14 protein-coding genes are annotated in these 16,238 nt (G+C 62.2%); 11 read left to right on the forward strand and 3 right to left on the reverse strand.

All coding sequences use genetic code 11. The annotated features are described in order from the left end of the window. Nucleotides 1-376 precede the first annotated feature (376 nt). Both ASE60_RS09785 and ASE60_RS09790 read right to left on the reverse strand, forming a co-directional pair. Nucleotides 377-1,615 (reverse strand): FAD-dependent oxidoreductase, encoded by a 1,239-nt coding sequence (locus ASE60_RS09785; RefSeq protein ID WP_057249674.1) that lies wholly within the window; start codon nt 1,613-1,615, stop codon nt 377-379. Nucleotides 1,616-1,639: 24 nt separating this feature from the next. Beyond that, entirely contained in the window at nt 1,640-2,464 is an 825-nt protein-coding gene (locus ASE60_RS09790; RefSeq protein ID WP_057249676.1) for a M55 family metallopeptidase, read from the reverse strand. A 111-nt stretch (nt 2,465-2,575) separates the two neighbouring features. Here ASE60_RS09790 and ASE60_RS09795 point away from each other — a divergent pair, with 111 nt between their 5' ends. From ASE60_RS09795 to ASE60_RS09835, 9 genes are all read left to right on the forward strand, one after another. Further along, complete coding sequence (locus tag ASE60_RS09795; protein WP_057249678.1) at nt 2,576-4,033, forward strand: M81 family metallopeptidase; 1,458 nt, start codon at nt 2,576-2,578, stop codon at nt 4,031-4,033. Nucleotides 4,034-4,233: 200 nt separating this feature from the next. Continuing rightward, nucleotides 4,234-4,866 carry an XRE family transcriptional regulator gene (locus ASE60_RS09800; protein WP_057249680.1) on the forward strand — a complete coding sequence of 211 codons (633 nt, stop codon included), beginning with the start codon at nt 4,234-4,236 and terminating at the stop codon, nt 4,864-4,866. Nucleotides 4,867-4,990: 124 nt separating this feature from the next. After that, complete coding sequence (locus ASE60_RS09805; protein ID WP_057249681.1) at nt 4,991-6,532, forward strand: ABC transporter substrate-binding protein; 1,542 nt, start codon at nt 4,991-4,993, stop codon at nt 6,530-6,532. Nucleotides 6,533-6,666: 134 nt separating this feature from the next. Then, a complete protein-coding gene (locus ASE60_RS09810; RefSeq protein ID WP_057249683.1) occupies nt 6,667-7,680 on the forward strand; it encodes an ABC transporter permease in 1,014 nt (337 codons plus the stop codon). Nucleotides 7,681-7,682: 2 nt separating this feature from the next. After that, a complete protein-coding gene (ddpC, locus tag ASE60_RS09815; RefSeq protein ID WP_057249686.1) occupies nt 7,683-8,591 on the forward strand; it encodes a D,D-dipeptide ABC transporter permease in 909 nt (302 codons plus the stop codon). Then, complete coding sequence (locus ASE60_RS09820; protein WP_057249725.1) at nt 8,591-9,610, forward strand: ABC transporter ATP-binding protein; 1,020 nt, start codon at nt 8,591-8,593, stop codon at nt 9,608-9,610. Before ddpC ends, ASE60_RS09820 begins: the two co-directional genes overlap by 1 nt. Beyond that, nucleotides 9,607-10,599: an oligopeptide/dipeptide ABC transporter ATP-binding protein gene (locus tag ASE60_RS09825; protein ID WP_244495582.1), complete on the forward strand. Its 993-nt coding sequence runs from the start codon at nt 9,607-9,609 to the stop codon at nt 10,597-10,599. The genes ASE60_RS09820 and ASE60_RS09825 overlap by 4 nt, the downstream gene beginning before the upstream one ends. Nucleotides 10,600-10,953: 354 nt before the next feature. Next, nucleotides 10,954-11,778: a creatininase family protein gene (locus ASE60_RS09830; protein ID WP_057249688.1), complete on the forward strand. Its 825-nt coding sequence runs from the start codon at nt 10,954-10,956 to the stop codon at nt 11,776-11,778. Between the two features lie 118 nt (nt 11,779-11,896). After that, nucleotides 11,897-13,459: an ABC transporter substrate-binding protein gene (locus ASE60_RS09835; protein WP_244495585.1), complete on the forward strand. Its 1,563-nt coding sequence runs from the start codon at nt 11,897-11,899 to the stop codon at nt 13,457-13,459. Between the two features lie 285 nt (nt 13,460-13,744). On the opposite strand, the gene ASE60_RS09840 is transcribed toward ASE60_RS09835, so the two are convergent. Beyond that, entirely contained in the window at nt 13,745-15,145 is a 1,401-nt protein-coding gene (locus ASE60_RS09840) for a PLP-dependent aminotransferase family protein (RefSeq protein ID WP_057249692.1), read from the reverse strand. A 273-nt stretch (nt 15,146-15,418) separates the two neighbouring features. Here ASE60_RS09840 and ASE60_RS09845 point away from each other — a divergent pair, with 273 nt between their 5' ends. Further along, nucleotides 15,419-15,778 carry a cupin domain-containing protein gene (locus ASE60_RS09845; protein WP_244495583.1) on the forward strand — a complete coding sequence of 120 codons (360 nt, stop codon included), beginning with the start codon at nt 15,419-15,421 and terminating at the stop codon, nt 15,776-15,778. Nucleotides 15,779-15,801: 23 nt separating this feature from the next. After that, nucleotides 15,802-16,238, forward strand: a 437-nt coding sequence (locus ASE60_RS09850) for a carboxymuconolactone decarboxylase family protein (RefSeq protein WP_057249696.1), incomplete at its 3' end; no start/stop codon positions are given.

The following is a 16,238-nucleotide window of genomic DNA, read 5'->3' on the forward strand; positions in this document are numbered from 1 at the left end:
GCTGGCGACCGGAGAATATTTCCGCCTGTGCATATTCGCGCTGAATGCGCTGGAGGATTGGAAGTCAGCGGCCGCGAGGAACAAAACGATCGCCGCTGGCACGGAGGAACCGGCGAAGGGGACAGCTTCTCAAGCGCTAAGCGCCCGGCCGAACTGGCAACTTCCGGGATGCAGCCGCATGAAGGCTGTACCGGGACGGAACCGAACGGTCCGTTGAAGAGAAAATAAGTAAGGCTGCGGCGCGCTATGAGCGTTGCCGGTGTGCCAAGGGACCGCACCGCTTCGACTGGCGAGACGCTGAAAGTCTCGCCAGTCCGCAAGTACTCGTTCTTGTAATCCTATCCAGCGTCCGTACCGAACGGCGCAAAGCCGCACCTTATGCCCAGCCTCGCGCGGATGGCGTCAGGGGCAGGGCGAGCGGATTGCCGTGTCCCCCCTCGATTTGCTCCGCCAGAATGAAGGCGGTCGTCGGGCCCAATGTGAAGCCCTGATGGCCGTGGCCAAAATGGAACCACAGGCCCTTATACCGGGTCGGACCGACGACGGGCAGCATGTCGGGCATGCAGGGCCGGGTGCCCGACCAGGGCGTTGCTTCGACGGCCTCGCCCAAGCCAAAAAGCTCGCGCGCGGCGTTGGCGGCGTGCAGTATCTGTCGCGATGCCGGCGCTGTGCCCGGCGGTGCCATATGCGCACCGGTCAATACCCGCCACCCTGCGTTCATCGGTGCAACCAGCGTGGAACGGTCGACATCCAGCATCGAAATGCGCGGTCCGTTCGAACCTGCGAAATGCCTGTGATAACCGCGCTTGAACACCATGGGGATGCGATAGCCGAACGTCTTCGCGAGTGTCGGCGACCATGGACCCAAGGCGATGACCGCGTTCTGTGCCGTAAAAGTGCCGCCCTCGGACAACACCTGCCAGCCGGCGCCATTCTGCTGCAAGCTCATGGCGTCCCCGAGGGCCAGCGTTCCGCCGCGCGCAATGAAGAGGGCGGCATAGCGCGCGACCAGTTCACCCGGGTCACGGCAGGTCCAGGGAGAGGTCCAATGGACCGCACCCGCGAGCCGAGGTTGCAGCGCCGGCTCGCTTGCCGCGAGTTCGGATGCACCAAGCACCGCTGACGGCACGCCGTAGACACGCTTCAGCCGCTCCGCGGTGGCAGCAGCCGCTTCGAATGTCGCGGGTGTACGATAGACCGCGCGCCAGCCCTGCCGGACGATCAGTTCCCCAGCGCCGGCGGGTTCGATGAAACGCGCGTGATCGTCACTCGCACGCAGCGCCAGTTGTGAATAGGCCGCGATGGTTCTCGCGTAAGGCGCGGGCGCCGACTGCGCGAAATAGCGCCAGAGCGGCCTCACCAGCTGTGGCATATCGCGCAGCCGCCAGTCGACGTCGTTGCCGCGCTTCAGCGCAACCCTGGCAATCTCGGTCACGGAGCGAGGGAAGGCATAGGGCTCGACGGCCTCGGTCTGGATGATGCCAGCGTTGCCATAGCTTGTTTCCCGGCCCGGTGCCTGGCGATCCAGCAGCACCACCTGGTGCCCGTTCTCCTGCAGTGCGAGCGCGGTTGAGACGCCGACCATGCCGGCGCCGAGGACGATGGAGGTAGCCATTGTTTGATTCCGCAGAAGGGCCCGTCAGAAAGTCAGGCGCGAATTGTAGCCGACCACGAATTGGATGAAGCGCGATACGTCGACCATGTCGTCGCCCTGGTAGCGGATCGTGTAACCATCAGTGCGCTCGACGCCCTTGAGATAGGAGAGATACTCGGCCGGCAGGCGATTTCGGAACACGATCTCCAGGACAGGGTTTTCCAGTCTGAACGGTTTTGCCGAGCCTGCTCTTGCCAGCGCCGCCTTGACGCCCTCGCGGATGCGGCGATGCGCGACGGCCGGCGTCAGCGTGATCGCCGATTGCGTGCTGTAGACCTGCTTCACCGGCACCGTCACGATGTCGCCGATGCGCTCCCTGATCTCGTCCAAGGCAATGTTGTCGCCCGAGGCGAGCAGCACCGGGACATTGAAATGCCCGGCGATGGCCGCATTGATGCCGGCCTCCGGCATGACGACGCCGTTGATCCGCACCTCGGCGAAGGCTGTGCCGCCGATGGTGTGCGACAGCACGCCCCCCGAGTGGCTTGCCCCGGCGTGATAGCCGAGAAGCATGGCGCCGACGAAGGACCCGAGCTCGATGCCCTGCATCATCATCAGCGGCCGCGGCCAGCTACGCACGACCTGCACATAGTCGGGCAGGCGGTCGATCAGGATGCTCTCGCCATTTCCATGAGAATCGCTGAGGATGACTTCCTCCACGCCTTCTTCACGCGCAGCCTCGCAGGCATGGACCACTGTGTCCGTCATCCAGCGCCGGGCGTTCTCATACTCGAAACCTTCGGGCATCAGCTGGTCGCGGCTGACGACCCCAACGATGCCCTCGATATCCGCGGAAATATAGACGCGCATTCCTGCCTCCCCAGTCAGCCGCGCGAAGGCGCGGATAATGCATTTGACTTTCCGACGATAAACATAGTTTTATGATTAGAAAATATCTTTCTTGATAGGCAAGAGGTAAAAATGAAACTGTTCATCGCTGGGCTGGACACCGAGACCAACACATTTTCGCCGATGCAGACGGGCCTTGAGGCCTTCCGGGAAAACCTGATCGCCTACGGCGATGCCACCAGCAGGCCGCGCACCTGCTGCTCGTCGCAATTGTCTGTCTGGCGCAAGGCCGCTCAAGAAAAGGCCTGGTGCGTGGTGGAGAGCCTGTGCGCGGTGGCCGAGCCAGGCGGCAGGACCACGCGGGCGGTCTACGAGAGCTTCCGCGCCACCATCCTTGGCGACCTCAAGGCGGCCATGCCGGTCGATGCCGTCATGCTTGCCCTGCACGGCGCCTGCGTCGCCGAAGGCTATGACGATGTCGAGGGGGATCTGCTCGAGCATGTGCGCGGGCTGGTCGGGGCGAATGTGCCGGTTGCCGCCGAACTTGATCTCCATTGCCATATCACCGACCGCATGCTCGCCAATGCGACCATGATCGCCACCTACAAGGAATATCCGCATACGGACATCGAGGAGGTAGCCGGCCAGTTGTTCCGGCTGGTGGAGCGGACCCTCGCGGGCGAAGTGCGACCAGCCATGGGCGTTTATGACTGCCGCATGATCAACACCTTCCACCCGCATCGCGCGCCGTTGCGCGGCATTGTCGATCGCATGAAAGCCGTGGAGGGGCAGGATGGCGTGCTGTCGGTCTCCTTCGGCCACGGCTTCCCCTGGGGCGATGTCGAGGATGTCGGCGCCAAGATGCTCGTCGTCACCGACAATGACCCGGAAAAGGCTGCGCGCACCGCCCGGTCCTTCGGTCGGGAGATATTCGATGCGCGCGAAGAAATGCGCGGAGACTATCTCGGTATCGACGCGGCGCTGGATCGGGCCATTGCCGCGAAGAGCGGTCCGATCGTGCTTGCCGACGTCTCCGACAATGCAGGCGGCGGAGCGCCTGGAGACTCGACCTTCATCCTGCGTCGCATCATCGAGCGCGGCATCGAAGACGTGGCGACCTGCCTCTATTGGGACCCGATTGCGGTGCGCATGTGCCGCGAGGCGGGAGAGGGGGCCACATTGGCGCTGCGGATCGGCGGCAAGGTCGGGCCGGCTTCCGGCGATCCGCTCGATCTGACGGTGACGGTCAGGCGTGTCGCTTCGGGCATCACACAGCGCTTCGGGCCGACGCCGCTCGGCATCGGCGATGCCGTCTGGGTCAGTGTCGGCAACGTCGACATCGTGCTGAACACCGTGCGCACACAAACCTTCCACCCGGAATGCATGACCGCGCTCGGCCTGGACCCGGCGCAGAAGAAGATCGTCGTGGTGAAATCCAGCAACCACTTCCGCGCAGGCTTCGAACCCATCGCGCGCGAAATTCTCTACGTCAGCGCGCCCGGTGCCTTGCAGCCCTCATTCGAGAAACTGGCCTTTACCAAGCTGAAGCGACCCTATTGGCCCAGGGTCGCCAACCCATTCGAGGGGTAGGGCAAGGGCGGTATCGATCCGAAGACGATCGCGGGCAGGGTTGTCGCCGGCACGCATTGCCTTCGAGGCAATGTTGATTTCGGCCACGTATTATAGGAAATGGTTTTCCTATCATGCCAGTCGGATTCTGCCGCGTCGCGGGCTGAGCCGAAATCGGCACGCGGTCCGGAACGGCTGCAGGCAAATTGGAGACGCCAACGATGACCGATGCGAAATCCAGCCTCGGCGATATCCTGAAGGAGATTCGCAACCGCAATCGCTGGACGTTGGCAGAGGTGAGTTCCATGACCGGGCTTGCGGTCTCGACCCTTTCCAAGGTTGAGAACAACCAGATGCAGCTCACCTACGACCGACTGATCCAGCTCGCCCAGGGCCTGAAGGTCGACATCGTCGAGCTTTTCGGGACCATGGCGGGCGCTGAGGAAGCCCCCAACATGCTGGGGCGGCGCACCTACACCAAGTCCGGCGACGGGCGGGCGATCATCACGCAGAACTACGACTATCTTTATGTTTGCACGGAGATTTCTAAGAAGTCGATGGTTCCGATCGTGGCGGTAGCCCGTGCACGCACACTTGAGGAGTTTGGGCCGCTTATCCGGCACAAGGGCGAGGAATTCTTCTACGTTCTCGAAGGGGAACTGGAGCTTCACACCGAGATCTATGCGCCTTTGCGGCTCAAGAAGGGCGATTCCTGCTACTTCGACGCGATAATGGGTCACGCCTATCTCAGCGTCAGCGAAGAACCCGCGCATATCCTGTGCGTTTGCTCGACCCCGGAAACCGAGCTGGTCTCCACACTGGCGAACGCGCAGACGATCAAGCTCAAAAGCTGATCGAAACTAAAAAACAAATACGATAAGAAAAAAATATTGCACTTAGGAAAAGCGTTTCCTAGTCTAGCACTGCGGTGAATGCCGGGAGGGCATTGTGCGCCGCAGTTCTGGGGAGGACTACGAGATGAACGGTTCCAAGTGGAAATCGATCGGCGTTGCATTGCTTCTGGCGTCGACGCCTCTTTCCGGCGCGCTCGCAGCGCAGGACGTGCTGGTGATGGCGCGAGCGGAAGATCCGCCGACCGCCGATCCTGGAGTTGAAATCAGCAACAGCGGCTACACACTGATTTATGCCGCCTACGAAAGGCTCGTCGCCTACAAGGGCGGCTCAACGGAGGTCGGGCCCGAACTGGCTGAAAGCTGGACCGCCGACGATGCCGGCCTCGTGTGGACCTTCAAGCTCGCCAGCGGCCACAAGTTCGATGACGGTTCACCGGTCGATGCCGCGGCCGTCAAATTCAGCTTCGACCGGCTGATGAAGCTGAAGGCCGGACCGTCCGACGCGTTCCCGGTGCTGAAGGAGGTCGAGGTCGTCGATCCGCAGACTATCAGATTTCATCTGACGGCGCCGTTCGCGCCGTTCATTTCGACGCTGGCCGTCTCCGGGGCAGCGATCATCAATCCCAAGGTGATGGAGCATGAAAAGGACGGCGACATGGCGAAGGCCTGGCTTGCCGAGCACTCCGCCGGCAGCGGGCCCTACCGTATCGCCTCCTGGGAGCGGAACCAGAGCATCGTGCTCGACCGCAACGAACATTACGCAGGCACTGAGCCGGCGCTGAAACAGGTCGTCATTCGCATCGTCGGCGACGTGTCGGCCCGCCGCCTTCAGTTGACCAACGGCGATGCCGACATCATCGAACAGATCCCGCTCGATCAGGCGGAGGCGCTGCAAAAGGACGCTTCCGTCGTGGTCGAGAGCAATCCCAGCATGTATGTGAACTACATCTACATGAACAACCGCCAGCCGCCGCTCGACGACGCCAAGGTTCGCAAGGCGATTTCCTATGCGGTCGACTATCAAGGCATCATCGACGGCATCATGCTCGGCCAGGCCAAGCAAATGCGCGGCGCGGTGCCGAGCGGCATGTGGGGACACGACCCGCAGGGCTTCCAGTACACATACGACATCGAGAAGGCCAAGGCTCTGCTTGCCGACTCCGGCAAGAGCGATATTCACCTGACCTATACCTTCTCTCAGGCGGACCCTGCCTGGGAGCCGGTTGGGCTGGCGCTGCAGGCGTCACTGGCTGAAGTCGGCATCAAGCTCGATCTGCAGGCGGTCGCCGACACGACCAAACGCGAACTGGTGGCCAACGGCAAATTCGATATGGCTCCCGGTGCCTGGACGCCTGACTTTGCCGACCCCTACATGTTCATGAACTATTGGTTCGACGCCGACAAAATGGGCGGCCCGGGCAACCGTTCCTTCTACGGCAACAAGCAGGTGACCGATCTCGTGCGTGAGGCGGGATCGATCGTCGACGAGGTCAAGCGCAAGGCTCTTTACATCGAGGCGCAGAAGCTTTCGACCGAGGACGCGCCCTATCTCTACATCATGGAGAAGAATGACATCTTCGCCCGTCGCGCCGTGGTGAAAGGCTATGTCTACAATCCCATGCTGATCCAGGTCTACAACTTCGGGACGATGTCGAAGACGGAGTGAGGGGCCGGATTGAAGCGATCCTCTCGCTCAACAGGCCTCAATCCACGGAACACCTGCCGCCGGCCCCAACGGCTGTGACGGCAGGGTTTCATCGTTTCCCAAGCAAGGTTTTCCTGCTGGAAAGGCTGACGTCCATGGCAATCACCCGCATCATCATTCCGCGTCTGATATTGCTGCTTTTTGTGGTGCTCGGGGTCGCGGTCATCACCTTCACGATCTCTCACCTCATTCCGGGAGATCCCGCGCGCATGATTGCGGGCGATAGGGCAAGCGCCGAAACGCTTGAGAACGTCAGGCGCAACCTGGGTCTGGATCGCCCGGTCGTCGAACAATTCACCATCTATATCGGCAATCTCCTGCAAGGCGATCTGGGAACGTCCTTGCGGACCAACCGCCCGGTTGCAGCCGATATTCGTACCTTCTTGCCGGCAACACTGGAACTCGGAACGGTCGCGCTCTTCATTGCGATCTGTCTGGGCGTACCACTCGGCGTGCTGTCGGCCGTCTACAAGGACGGCCCGATCGACCAGATCGCGCGGACGGTCTCCGTCTGCGGCATCTCAATGCCGGTGTTCTGGTTCGGCCTGATCCTGATCTACCTCTTCTACGCCAAGTTCCAGATACTGCCCGGCAGCGGGCGCCTGGCCATGGGCATCGTTGCACCCGAACGCATCACCGGGTTCCTGCTGATCGACTCGCTGCTGCAAGGCCGCTTCGATGCCTTTTGCAGCGCCGTCTACCACATCATCCTGCCGGGCTTCGTGCTGGCCTTCGCCAATATGGGCGTGATCACCCGCCAGATCCGCGCCTCGATGCTGGATGTGCTGCAGGAAGATTATATCCGCACCGCCCGCGCGAGCGGCCTGCGCAAGGGCATGATCGTTTTCAACTACGCACTCAGAAACGCGCTGATCCCTTCGATCACCCTGTTGGGACTGGCGCTTGGCGACCTTCTCTATGGAGCAGTGCTGACCGAGACGATCTTTGCCTGGCCGGGCATGGGCACCTATGTCGTGACCTCCATTCAGACGCTCGATTTTCCCGCCATCATGGGTTTCACGATCGTCGCATCCATCGGCTATGTGCTGATCAACCTCCTGGTCGATCTCGCCTACATGCTCGCCGACCCGCAAATCAGGGAGGTCTGATCATGTCCGCCGTCATGCCGACAGAACCTGCTGCGTCGAGTGCCGCGATGCGCAGGACCAAGTCCATCTCCGAGCGGCTGCACTATCTGTGGTACCTCAGCCGCCGCAGCCCGCTGACCCTCGTTGGCGCTGCCATCATCCTGCTCGTTCTCATCATGATCATCGCCGCACCGGTGGTCGCACCGTACAATCCCGACAAGGTTTCCCTGACGGCGCGCCTGTTGCCGCCAAGTGCCGCGCATTGGTTCGGCACGGACGAGGTTGGCCGCGACCTGTTCTCACGCGTGATCTATGGGGCGAGGGCGTCCTGCGGCGCCGCCTTCATGATCGTCCTGATTTCGATGTCGGTCGGGGTGCTGATCGGTTGTTTTTCCGGCGTGGTCGGCGGACCGGTCGACACCGCCATCATGCGGCTCATGGACGTCGTTCTTGCTCTGCCGGCGCTGGTGCTGGCCATGGCGCTGGCCGCAGCCCTTGGCCCGAGCCTGTTCAACTCCATGCTGGCCGTGGCGATCGTGCGTATTCCCGCCTATGTGCGTTTGGCCCGCGGTCAAACGCTTTCCTTGCGCGAGCAGGTCTTCGTGAAGGCGTCGCGCACCTTCGGCGCTTCGCCGTTCTACATCCTTCGCTGGCATATCCTGCCAAACGCGATGTCGCCGATCATCGTGCAGGCGACGCTCGATCTTGGCGGCGTCGTGCTGATCGCAGCCGCGCTTAGTTTCATCGGCCTCGGTGCCCAGCCGCCGACCTCCGAATGGGGCGCCCTGGTTAGCAGCGGCCGCAGCTACATGCTCGATCAGTGGTGGTACGCGACCTTCCCGGGTCTCGCCATTCTGGTCACGGCGATGGGGTGCAATCTGGTTGGCGACGGCATTCGCGATATGCTCGACCCGCGCTTGAGGGGCAGATGATGACAGGCACGGCAGAACGACGCGGCCAGGCGCTGGCCATTCACAACCTGTCTCTGGAGTTTCCCACCTTCAGCGGCGCGATCAAGGCGCTCGACAATGTGTCGATCAATGTCGGAAAGGCTGAGATCGTCGGGATCGTCGGCGAGTCAGGCTGCGGCAAATCGGTGACGACCATGGCCGCGACTGGGCTGCTGCCCAGGGGGCGCTACAGGATCACCGGCGGCTCGGTCAGGCTCTTTGGCCATAGCACCCTCGCCATGGACGACAGTCAGTTGCAGGATGTGCGCGGCAAGGTGTTCTCGACCATCTTTCAAGAGCCGATGAACGCGCTGAACCCGACGATCCGCATCGGCAAGCAGCTGACTGACGTCATCATGCGTCACGAGGAGACAAGCTTGCCGGATGCCAGGCGCATTGCGCGGGATATTCTCGCCGACATGCTGATCGGCGAGCCAGAGCGGGTCATGAAGCTCTACCCGTTCGAACTCTCCGGCGGCATGCGGCAGCGCGTGCTGATCGCCATGGCGTTCTCATGCAATCCCGGCCTCATCATCGCCGACGAGCCGACGACCGCGCTCGATGTCACCGTGCAGGCGGTGATCCTGAGGCTGATCCAGAACCGCGCGCGCCGCACCGGCACATCGGTCATCTTCATCTCGCACAACGTCGCCGTCGTGTCGCAGCTCTGCGACCGGCTCTACGTGATGTATGCCGGACGGATCGTTGAGCATGGTGCGACCCGCACCGTGCTCGAGGCGCCGCAGCACCCCTATACCCAGGCGCTATTGCGCTGTCTGCCGGATCGGGTGGCGCCAAAACAGGAGCTCGAAGCGATCCCAGGCGCGGTGCCTAATCTCCTGCATCCACCGGCGGGCTGCTATTTCCAGCCGCGATGCAAGGAAGCGGTTGATCTCTGTCGATCCCAGTCTCCGCAATTGGCTGGGGCCGATCGCCAACAGGTGGCGTGCTGGCGGCGCGGTGACGCGCGAGAACTGTCAGAGCAAGGGAGCCGGAAATGACCGCAGGCGTTGAAACGATGGCGCGGCCGGTTCTGGAGGTTTCCGATCTCCATGTCCGCTTCCCGGCGTCCCGCAACTGGCTCGGGCGCCCCACCTCGCATGTGCACGCCGTCAACGGCGTCACCCTTAGAGTTCGTGCCGGCAGAAGCCTCGGCATTGTCGGCGAATCCGGTTGCGGCAAGAGTACGCTCGCCCAGGCGATCATCGGACTTGCGCCTTACGAGCAGGGTAGGGTGGCGATTGACGGTCAGGATTTTCAGGCAGCGCAGGGCAGAGAGAAGCGCCAGCTGCGGCAGAAGATGCAGATCGTTTTCCAGGATCCGCAATCCTCGCTCGATCGGCGCCTGCCGGTCTGGCGGCTCATCAGCGAGCCGCTGCATATTCGCGGCGGGCATAGCAACGCCGAGCTGCATGCGAAGGCGGAACAACTGGCGACCGCTGTCGGTCTTAGGCCGGAACATCTCGATCGTCTGCCACACGAGTTTTCAGGCGGACAGCGCCAGCGCATTGCCATCGCCCGCGCCATCAGCACGGACCCCGACCTCATGGTGTTGGACGAACCGACATCGGCGCTCGACGTGTCGGTCCAGGCGCAGATCATCAACCTGCTTCTGAATCTGCAGCGGGAGCGGGGGCTCGCCTACCTCATGATCTCGCACGATGTCGCACTGGTGCGCCACTTCTGCGACGATGTCGCGGTGATGTATCTCGGCCAGATAGTTGAATCAGGCCCGGCCGACGTGGTGCTGGGCGATCCTCGGCACCCATATACGCAGACGCTTCTGGCCGCGGCTCCGAGTTTCGCAAGTCCCTTGCCGACCATTGCGGAGGTGCGGACCGCCGAGCTTCCAAACAACCGAAAACTGCCAACCGGTTGCTTCTACAAGGAACGCTGCGGCAAGGCTGCAGCCGGCTGCGAGGCGCCGCAGGTTCTCCAGCACCTAGGCGAGGGCGCACGCTGTGCAAGGTGTCATCTGGCGCAGGGGTGAGGCGCAGACGAGCGTTATAGACACACTCCGCCGACCGTTGGCACGGCTGGCGGGGTGGCCGCTCCATATCATTTGATGCGCTGTTCCGATATTTTAAGAAAGATAATTTTCGTATCGGAAAAATAATTTGATTGATATTTCCGACTGTGCATATTTGGAGCGGATCGCACCACTGCACTCGAACGAAGCGCGACCTACGCCGCCGGAGACTACATTGACCTGACCGATGCCGATCGGTGCCCCTGTCAGCTGCCGCTTCCGCATCTTTCCCCATGTCGGCGGACGCCGTCGCGCGTGCGGCAGTCCACGCGGCTACGAGCCGAAATGAATTTGATCTGATGAAAGAGGCCTAAGATGAAGAAGGAAGTCGAATGGGCGCGCATGACCGCACCCAGCCTGCGTGAACTCGCCGGAAAGCCGGGCGCGCTTGCCGTCCTGCCGATCGGTTCGCTGGAACAGCATGGGCCGCACCTGCCGGTCATTACCGACACAGCCAGCGCATCGGCCGCGGCCATCCGTGCCGCCCGTCTCGTGGCCGACGACATCCCGGTCGCCGTTCTTCCCGGCCTGTGGCTCGGCATGAGCGAACACCACCTGCCTTTCGGCGGCACCATCACGCTGGACTACGATACGCTGAGCCGCGTCATTCGCTGCATCGTCCGATCGCTGAAGACGCTCGGTTTCTCGCGGCTGTTCATCGTCAACGGTCACGGCGGCAACATGGACCCGCTCGCGGTTGCCGTGCGCGAACTGGCGGTCGAGTTCGCCATGCCGATCGTCGCCACAACGCCGTGGATGCTGGCGCCAGAGGAGGCCAGCAAGATCTTCGAGGTCGACACCGGTGCGCACCATGCCTGTGAGGGCGAAGCGTCGGTCATGCTGGCGATCGTTCCGGATGCGGTAAAGACCGAGATGTTCGGCCAGGCCTTCGGCAACCAGCAGCATCCCGTTGACGTACCTGCGGACGTGTCGCGCTTCTATTCCTTCGCCGAGCGGGCGCCGGTCACCGGCACCTGGGGCGATCCTCGCAGCGCAACCGCCGAAAAGGGCGAGCGCTTCCTCGACCTGCAGGCGAACGAGTTGGTGAAGCTGATCCGCAACGACGTGCTTTGGACCGCGCCAGACCCGGTCTGGACGCCAGGCCGTGGCCTCGGCACGACGGCCGGCAAAGCCGATTGACCTCAGCCGGCGAGACATCCGCCGGGCATTTCGCATTCCATTCCCAAGGGAGGACACGCCAATGACTTTGAAATTCGCGCGGACGCGCAAAACCCTTGTTTCCCTGTTTGCAGCAACCATGCTTTCGGGCGTGGCGCTGACGCCTGCCATGGCGAAGACGCTCGTCTATTGCTCGGAGGGCGCGCCAGAGGGGTTCGACGCAGCGCTCTACTCGGCCAACAGCACGTGGGATGCTTCGGCCGAGACGATCTACGATCGCCTCACTGAATTCGAGCCCGGCACCACCAACGTCGCCCCGGGCCTCGCCGAAAGCTGGACCATTTCCGAGGACAATCTCGAATACATGCTGAAACTGCGGGAAGGCGTGAAGTTCCAGACGACGGATGATTTCACCCCGACACGGGATTTCAACGCAGACGACGTGCTCTTCACCTACATTCGCCAGTTGGACAAGGACGACCCGTGGAACAGCTACTTTCCTGGTGCGAACTGGGAAATGTTCAACGCGATGGACATGCCAACGGTCATCAAGGACATCGTCAAGGTCGATGAAAAGACCGTCAAGTTCGTGCTGAAGCAACCGGATGCGTCGCTTCCGGCGAAGCTTGCCCTGAACTTCGGCTCGATCATGTCGAAAGAGTATGCCGACAAGCTGGCGGCTGAGGGACGGCGCGAGGACCTCGACCGCAAGCCTGTCGGCACCGGGCCGTTCCTGTTTGTCGACTACCAGCAAGATGCGGCGATCCGCTTTGCAGCCAATGCAGACTATTGGGCCGGCGCGCCGAAGATCGACAATCTCATCTTCGCGATCACCACCGACCCGACGACACGCATGCAGAAACTTCAGGCGGGCGAATGCCATATCGCGCCGTACCCGGCGCCGGCCGATGTTGCCGGGCTGAAGGCAAATCCGGACCTGACGGTATTGGAACAACCGGGTCTCAACGTCTCCTATCTCGCGATGAACACCTTGGTCGCGCCGTTCGACAAGCTGGAGGTGCGCCGCGCCATCAACATGGCGATCGACCGCAAGGCGATCGTTGATTCCGTCTATCAGGGCATGGGCCAGGTCGCCAAAAGCGTCCTGCCGCCGACGATGTGGGGCTATAACGGCAGCATCGAGGGCTACAGCTACGATCCGGAAGCGGCAAAGAAGCTTCTCGACGGAGCCGGCGTCAAAGATCTGAAGATGAAAATCTGGGCGATGCCCGTCAGCCGTCCATACATGCCGAATGCTCGTCGCGCGGCCGAGCTGATGCAGGCGGACCTTGCCAAGGTCGGCATCGGCGTCGAGATCGTTTCCTATGAATGGGGCGAGTACCTGAAGAAGGTGCGCGACGAAGCGCGCGATGGCGCCGTCATCCTGGGCGGCACGAGCGACAACGGCGATCCCGACAATCTGCTCAGCTACTTCTTCAGCTGCTCGGGCGTTGGCGGCAGCAACAATGCCAACTGGTGCGACAAGCCGCTCGACGAGATCTTCCAGAAGGCGCGTACCAGCTCGGATCAGAGCGAGCGGACGAAACTGTACGAAGAAGCGCAGGCCATGATCAGCGACCAGGCACCTTGGGTTCCGATTGCTCATTCCACCGTTGTGCTGCCGATGTTGAAAAAGGTGAAGAACTACGTGATGGAACCCTTGGGTTCGCATCGATTCGACAAGGTCGATATCGAGGAATAATCCCAACACGTTGGGTTTCTGCGCGCCTGTTTCGGCAGGCGCGCACGATTGATATAATTTGAAAAAAGTCTCCCAGTTAAGTTCCATTGATGTGTCATCTGCGACGGCTGGCAGGTGAGTCTCGTATCCCGCTTAATCAGGTTCGTGGTTTCGCACGACAAGCAGAAGGGTCGCACGGTGTATCGACCGGAACAGGATTTTCTTGCCATTGGCTGGGGAAGTCCGAAGGCGCACAGAACGGCTCCGTCGCTTGAGAGTTCGCACTTTGCTTGCACATGCAACACGTCAAGCAAACCGTCTTACAATCTCAAGCAGGCGGTCGCAGGATCTCGCAAGCTGCCGTGGCGGCGCCGTGGCAAGGCCTAGAAGCAAGCCGGATTTTGCAGAATCCGGCGACGCGTACCAGGCCGAAAGCGGTGCGGGCGACATGCCGAAAGCCAACGTTTCTCTGGCAATAGCGAGATCCGGCGCCCCGTCCGGCAAACGCAACAGCACGGCCAATCCGGCAACTGTCGCTTCCTCTGGCCGCAGGGATTTCAGCAAGGCGTCGCGTTGGGCGGAGTAGACCCGCTTCGTCCGCCGGAGATGCCGCAAATAATGCCCCTCGCGCATGAACTCAGTGGCTGCAAGCTGCACGGACGGCCCGGGGGGCGGTGCGAGACAGGCTGCGACTTCCGCAAAACGGGAGGCGAGCGCCGGCGGCGCGACGAGAAAGCCGAGCCTGAGGGCCGGGCTGATGGTCTTGCTGAAGGAGCCGATGTGAATGACGCGTCCACCGCGGTCGAGGGAGGCGAGCGCCGGTGCGGCGCGGCCGTCGAGCTGCAACTCGCTGAGATAGTCGTCCTCGATCACCCAGGCCTGCGCCCCGGCCGCCCAGTCGAGAAGACGCAGTCGGCGTGCCAGCGATAGGGTGGACCCGAGCGGCGCCTGTTGCCCCGGGGTCGCGACAACCAGCGCTGCATCCGGGGCACGGCGTATGCCATGCTCGACGTTGACGCCATCGGCATCGACGGGGACCGGCACAATCTCCAGTCGCGCAAGCTCCAGCCCGCGCCGGGTGAATGGGAACCCTGGCTCCTCCATCCAGACCTTTTGCCCTTCGAGACCGAGGACGCGGAGCGCCATTCCAAGCCCGCTGGCGTATCCCCCGGTGATGATGATTTCGGAGGGCGAGCACTCGATGCGACGTGCGACGGCAAGATAGGCGGCAATTTCCCGGCGCAGTTCCAGTTCGCCGCGTGGGTCGGGATAGATCGCCGGAGCGCTCGTCTCCACGCGTACGGCGTGCGCGCGGATCCGCGCGAAGAGCGTTGCGGGAAAGGTTTCCTGCGCCGGTACGCCCATCTGGAAGATCGCCGGGCCGGCTGTCATCTCCCGATAGCGCTCCATGAACGAGCCGGGATCCGGCGGCGGCTCGATCCGCGCAACCGCTGCAGGACGAGCGGCGACGCGGGTCCCGGTCGAGCGTGAGGCGACGATGAGCTGGGCCGCGGAAAGCTTGTCGTAGGCCGTACGCACAGTGCCGCGTGCAACACCAAGCTGAGCGGCGAGATCCAGCCAGGACGGCAGACGCGCGCCTGGGGCAAGCACCCCGCTTTCGATCGCGGCGCTGATGCCCTTTCGTATCTGCTCGGCCAGTGGCGTCCGCGCCGACCGATCGAGGTTCAGTTCCAGCAGCTGATCCATGCTTTCCTGGTACACGTTGTTTGTCGGTTCTTGGTGCTTTTTTTAGAACCAGGAAGTCGTCATTTCTAGGGGCAGGAAGAAACGTCATCAGGACCACACGGAAAGGAGATCCCTGGCATGACCTTACGATTCTTCATTGGCGCTGCTGCCGCCGCCCTTGCAATCGTCACCACGCTGCCGGCCGCTGCGCATGATCCCGGCGACGTTGTCACGCCGCACTTCGAAAAGGCGATACCCAATATTCCGGGCAAGACCTTGACCGCCCTGATCNCGCTGCCGGCCGCTGCGCATGATCCCGGCGACGTTGTCACGCCGCACTTCGAAAAGGCGATACCCAATATTCCGGGCAAGACCTTGACCGCCCTGATCGTCGACTATCCCCCMGGCGGTGCCTCGGTTCCSCACACGCATGCAAAGTCGTCCTTCATCTTCGCCTACGTTCTCTCCGGAGAAATCGTCTCCAAGGTCAATGACGGCCCGACGCAGACCTAYCGCGCCGGCGAGAGCTGGTACGAGCCGCCGGCGTCCACCCACCTCGTCAGCCGCAACGCGAGCCAGACGACGCCGGCAAAGCTGCTGGCGGTGTTCGTCGCCGACAGCGATGAAAAAGAACTCACCACCCCGATCAAGTAGACCCGAACCCAAGGAGCAGAACAATGAGCAAGCGTCTCGACTACAACCAGATTGCACCGGCCGGCGCCAAGGCCCTTGGCGGTGTCTACGGCTACGTCCTGCAAAGTGGCCTGGCGCCAGTGCTGGTSGAWCTGGTTTATCTTCGCATCTCACAGATCAACAATTGCGCCTATTGTCTCGACATGCACACCCGCGACCTCCTGAAAAAGGGCCAACAGATCGAAAAGATCGCATTGGTCCAGGCGTGGAGGGAAGCAGGCAACCTCTTCGACGCGCGTGAGCGGGCGGCCCTTGCCTGGGCCGAAACAGTCACACGCGTCGCCGAGACGGGTGTGCCGGACGAAGCCTACGAGGCTGCGTACGCCGAGTTCAACGAGCGTGAACTCACCGACCTCACGATCGCGATCGGCCTGATGAATGCCTACAACCGCATGGCGATCAGCTTCCGTAACACGCCACA

The sequence above is a fragment of the Ensifer sp. Root278 genome, from assembly GCF_001429285.1.
Taxonomy (GTDB): domain Bacteria; phylum Pseudomonadota; class Alphaproteobacteria; order Rhizobiales; family Rhizobiaceae; genus Ensifer.

Bases quoted from the DNA above. Each gene is read 5' to 3' on its own strand.
- ASE60_RS09785 (WP_057249674.1), bottom strand. From the start codon at position 1,615: ATGGCTACCTCCATCGTCCTCGGCGCCGGCATGGTCGGCGTCTCAACC.
- ASE60_RS09820 (WP_057249725.1), top strand. From the start codon at position 8,591: ATGACAGGCACGGCAGAACGACGCGGCCAGGCGCTGGCCATTCACAAC.
- ASE60_RS09790 (WP_057249676.1), bottom strand. From the start codon at position 2,464: ATGCGCGTCTATATTTCCGCGGATATCGAGGGCATCGTTGGGGTCGTC.
- ASE60_RS09795 (WP_057249678.1), top strand. From the start codon at position 2,576: ATGAAACTGTTCATCGCTGGGCTGGACACCGAGACCAACACATTTTCG.
- ASE60_RS09840 (WP_057249692.1), bottom strand. From the start codon at position 15,145: ATGGATCAGCTGCTGGAACTGAACCTCGATCGGTCGGCGCGGACGCCA.
- ASE60_RS09830 (WP_057249688.1), top strand. From the start codon at position 10,954: ATGAAGAAGGAAGTCGAATGGGCGCGCATGACCGCACCCAGCCTGCGT.
- ASE60_RS09800 (WP_057249680.1), top strand. From the start codon at position 4,234: ATGACCGATGCGAAATCCAGCCTCGGCGATATCCTGAAGGAGATTCGC.
- ddpC (WP_057249686.1), top strand. From the start codon at position 7,683: ATGTCCGCCGTCATGCCGACAGAACCTGCTGCGTCGAGTGCCGCGATG.
- ASE60_RS09825 (WP_244495582.1), top strand. From the start codon at position 9,607: ATGACCGCAGGCGTTGAAACGATGGCGCGGCCGGTTCTGGAGGTTTCC.
- ASE60_RS09835 (WP_244495585.1), top strand. From the start codon at position 11,897: ATGCTTTCGGGCGTGGCGCTGACGCCTGCCATGGCGAAGACGCTCGTC.
- ASE60_RS09810 (WP_057249683.1), top strand. From the start codon at position 6,667: ATGGCAATCACCCGCATCATCATTCCGCGTCTGATATTGCTGCTTTTT.
- ASE60_RS09805 (WP_057249681.1), top strand. From the start codon at position 4,991: ATGAACGGTTCCAAGTGGAAATCGATCGGCGTTGCATTGCTTCTGGCG.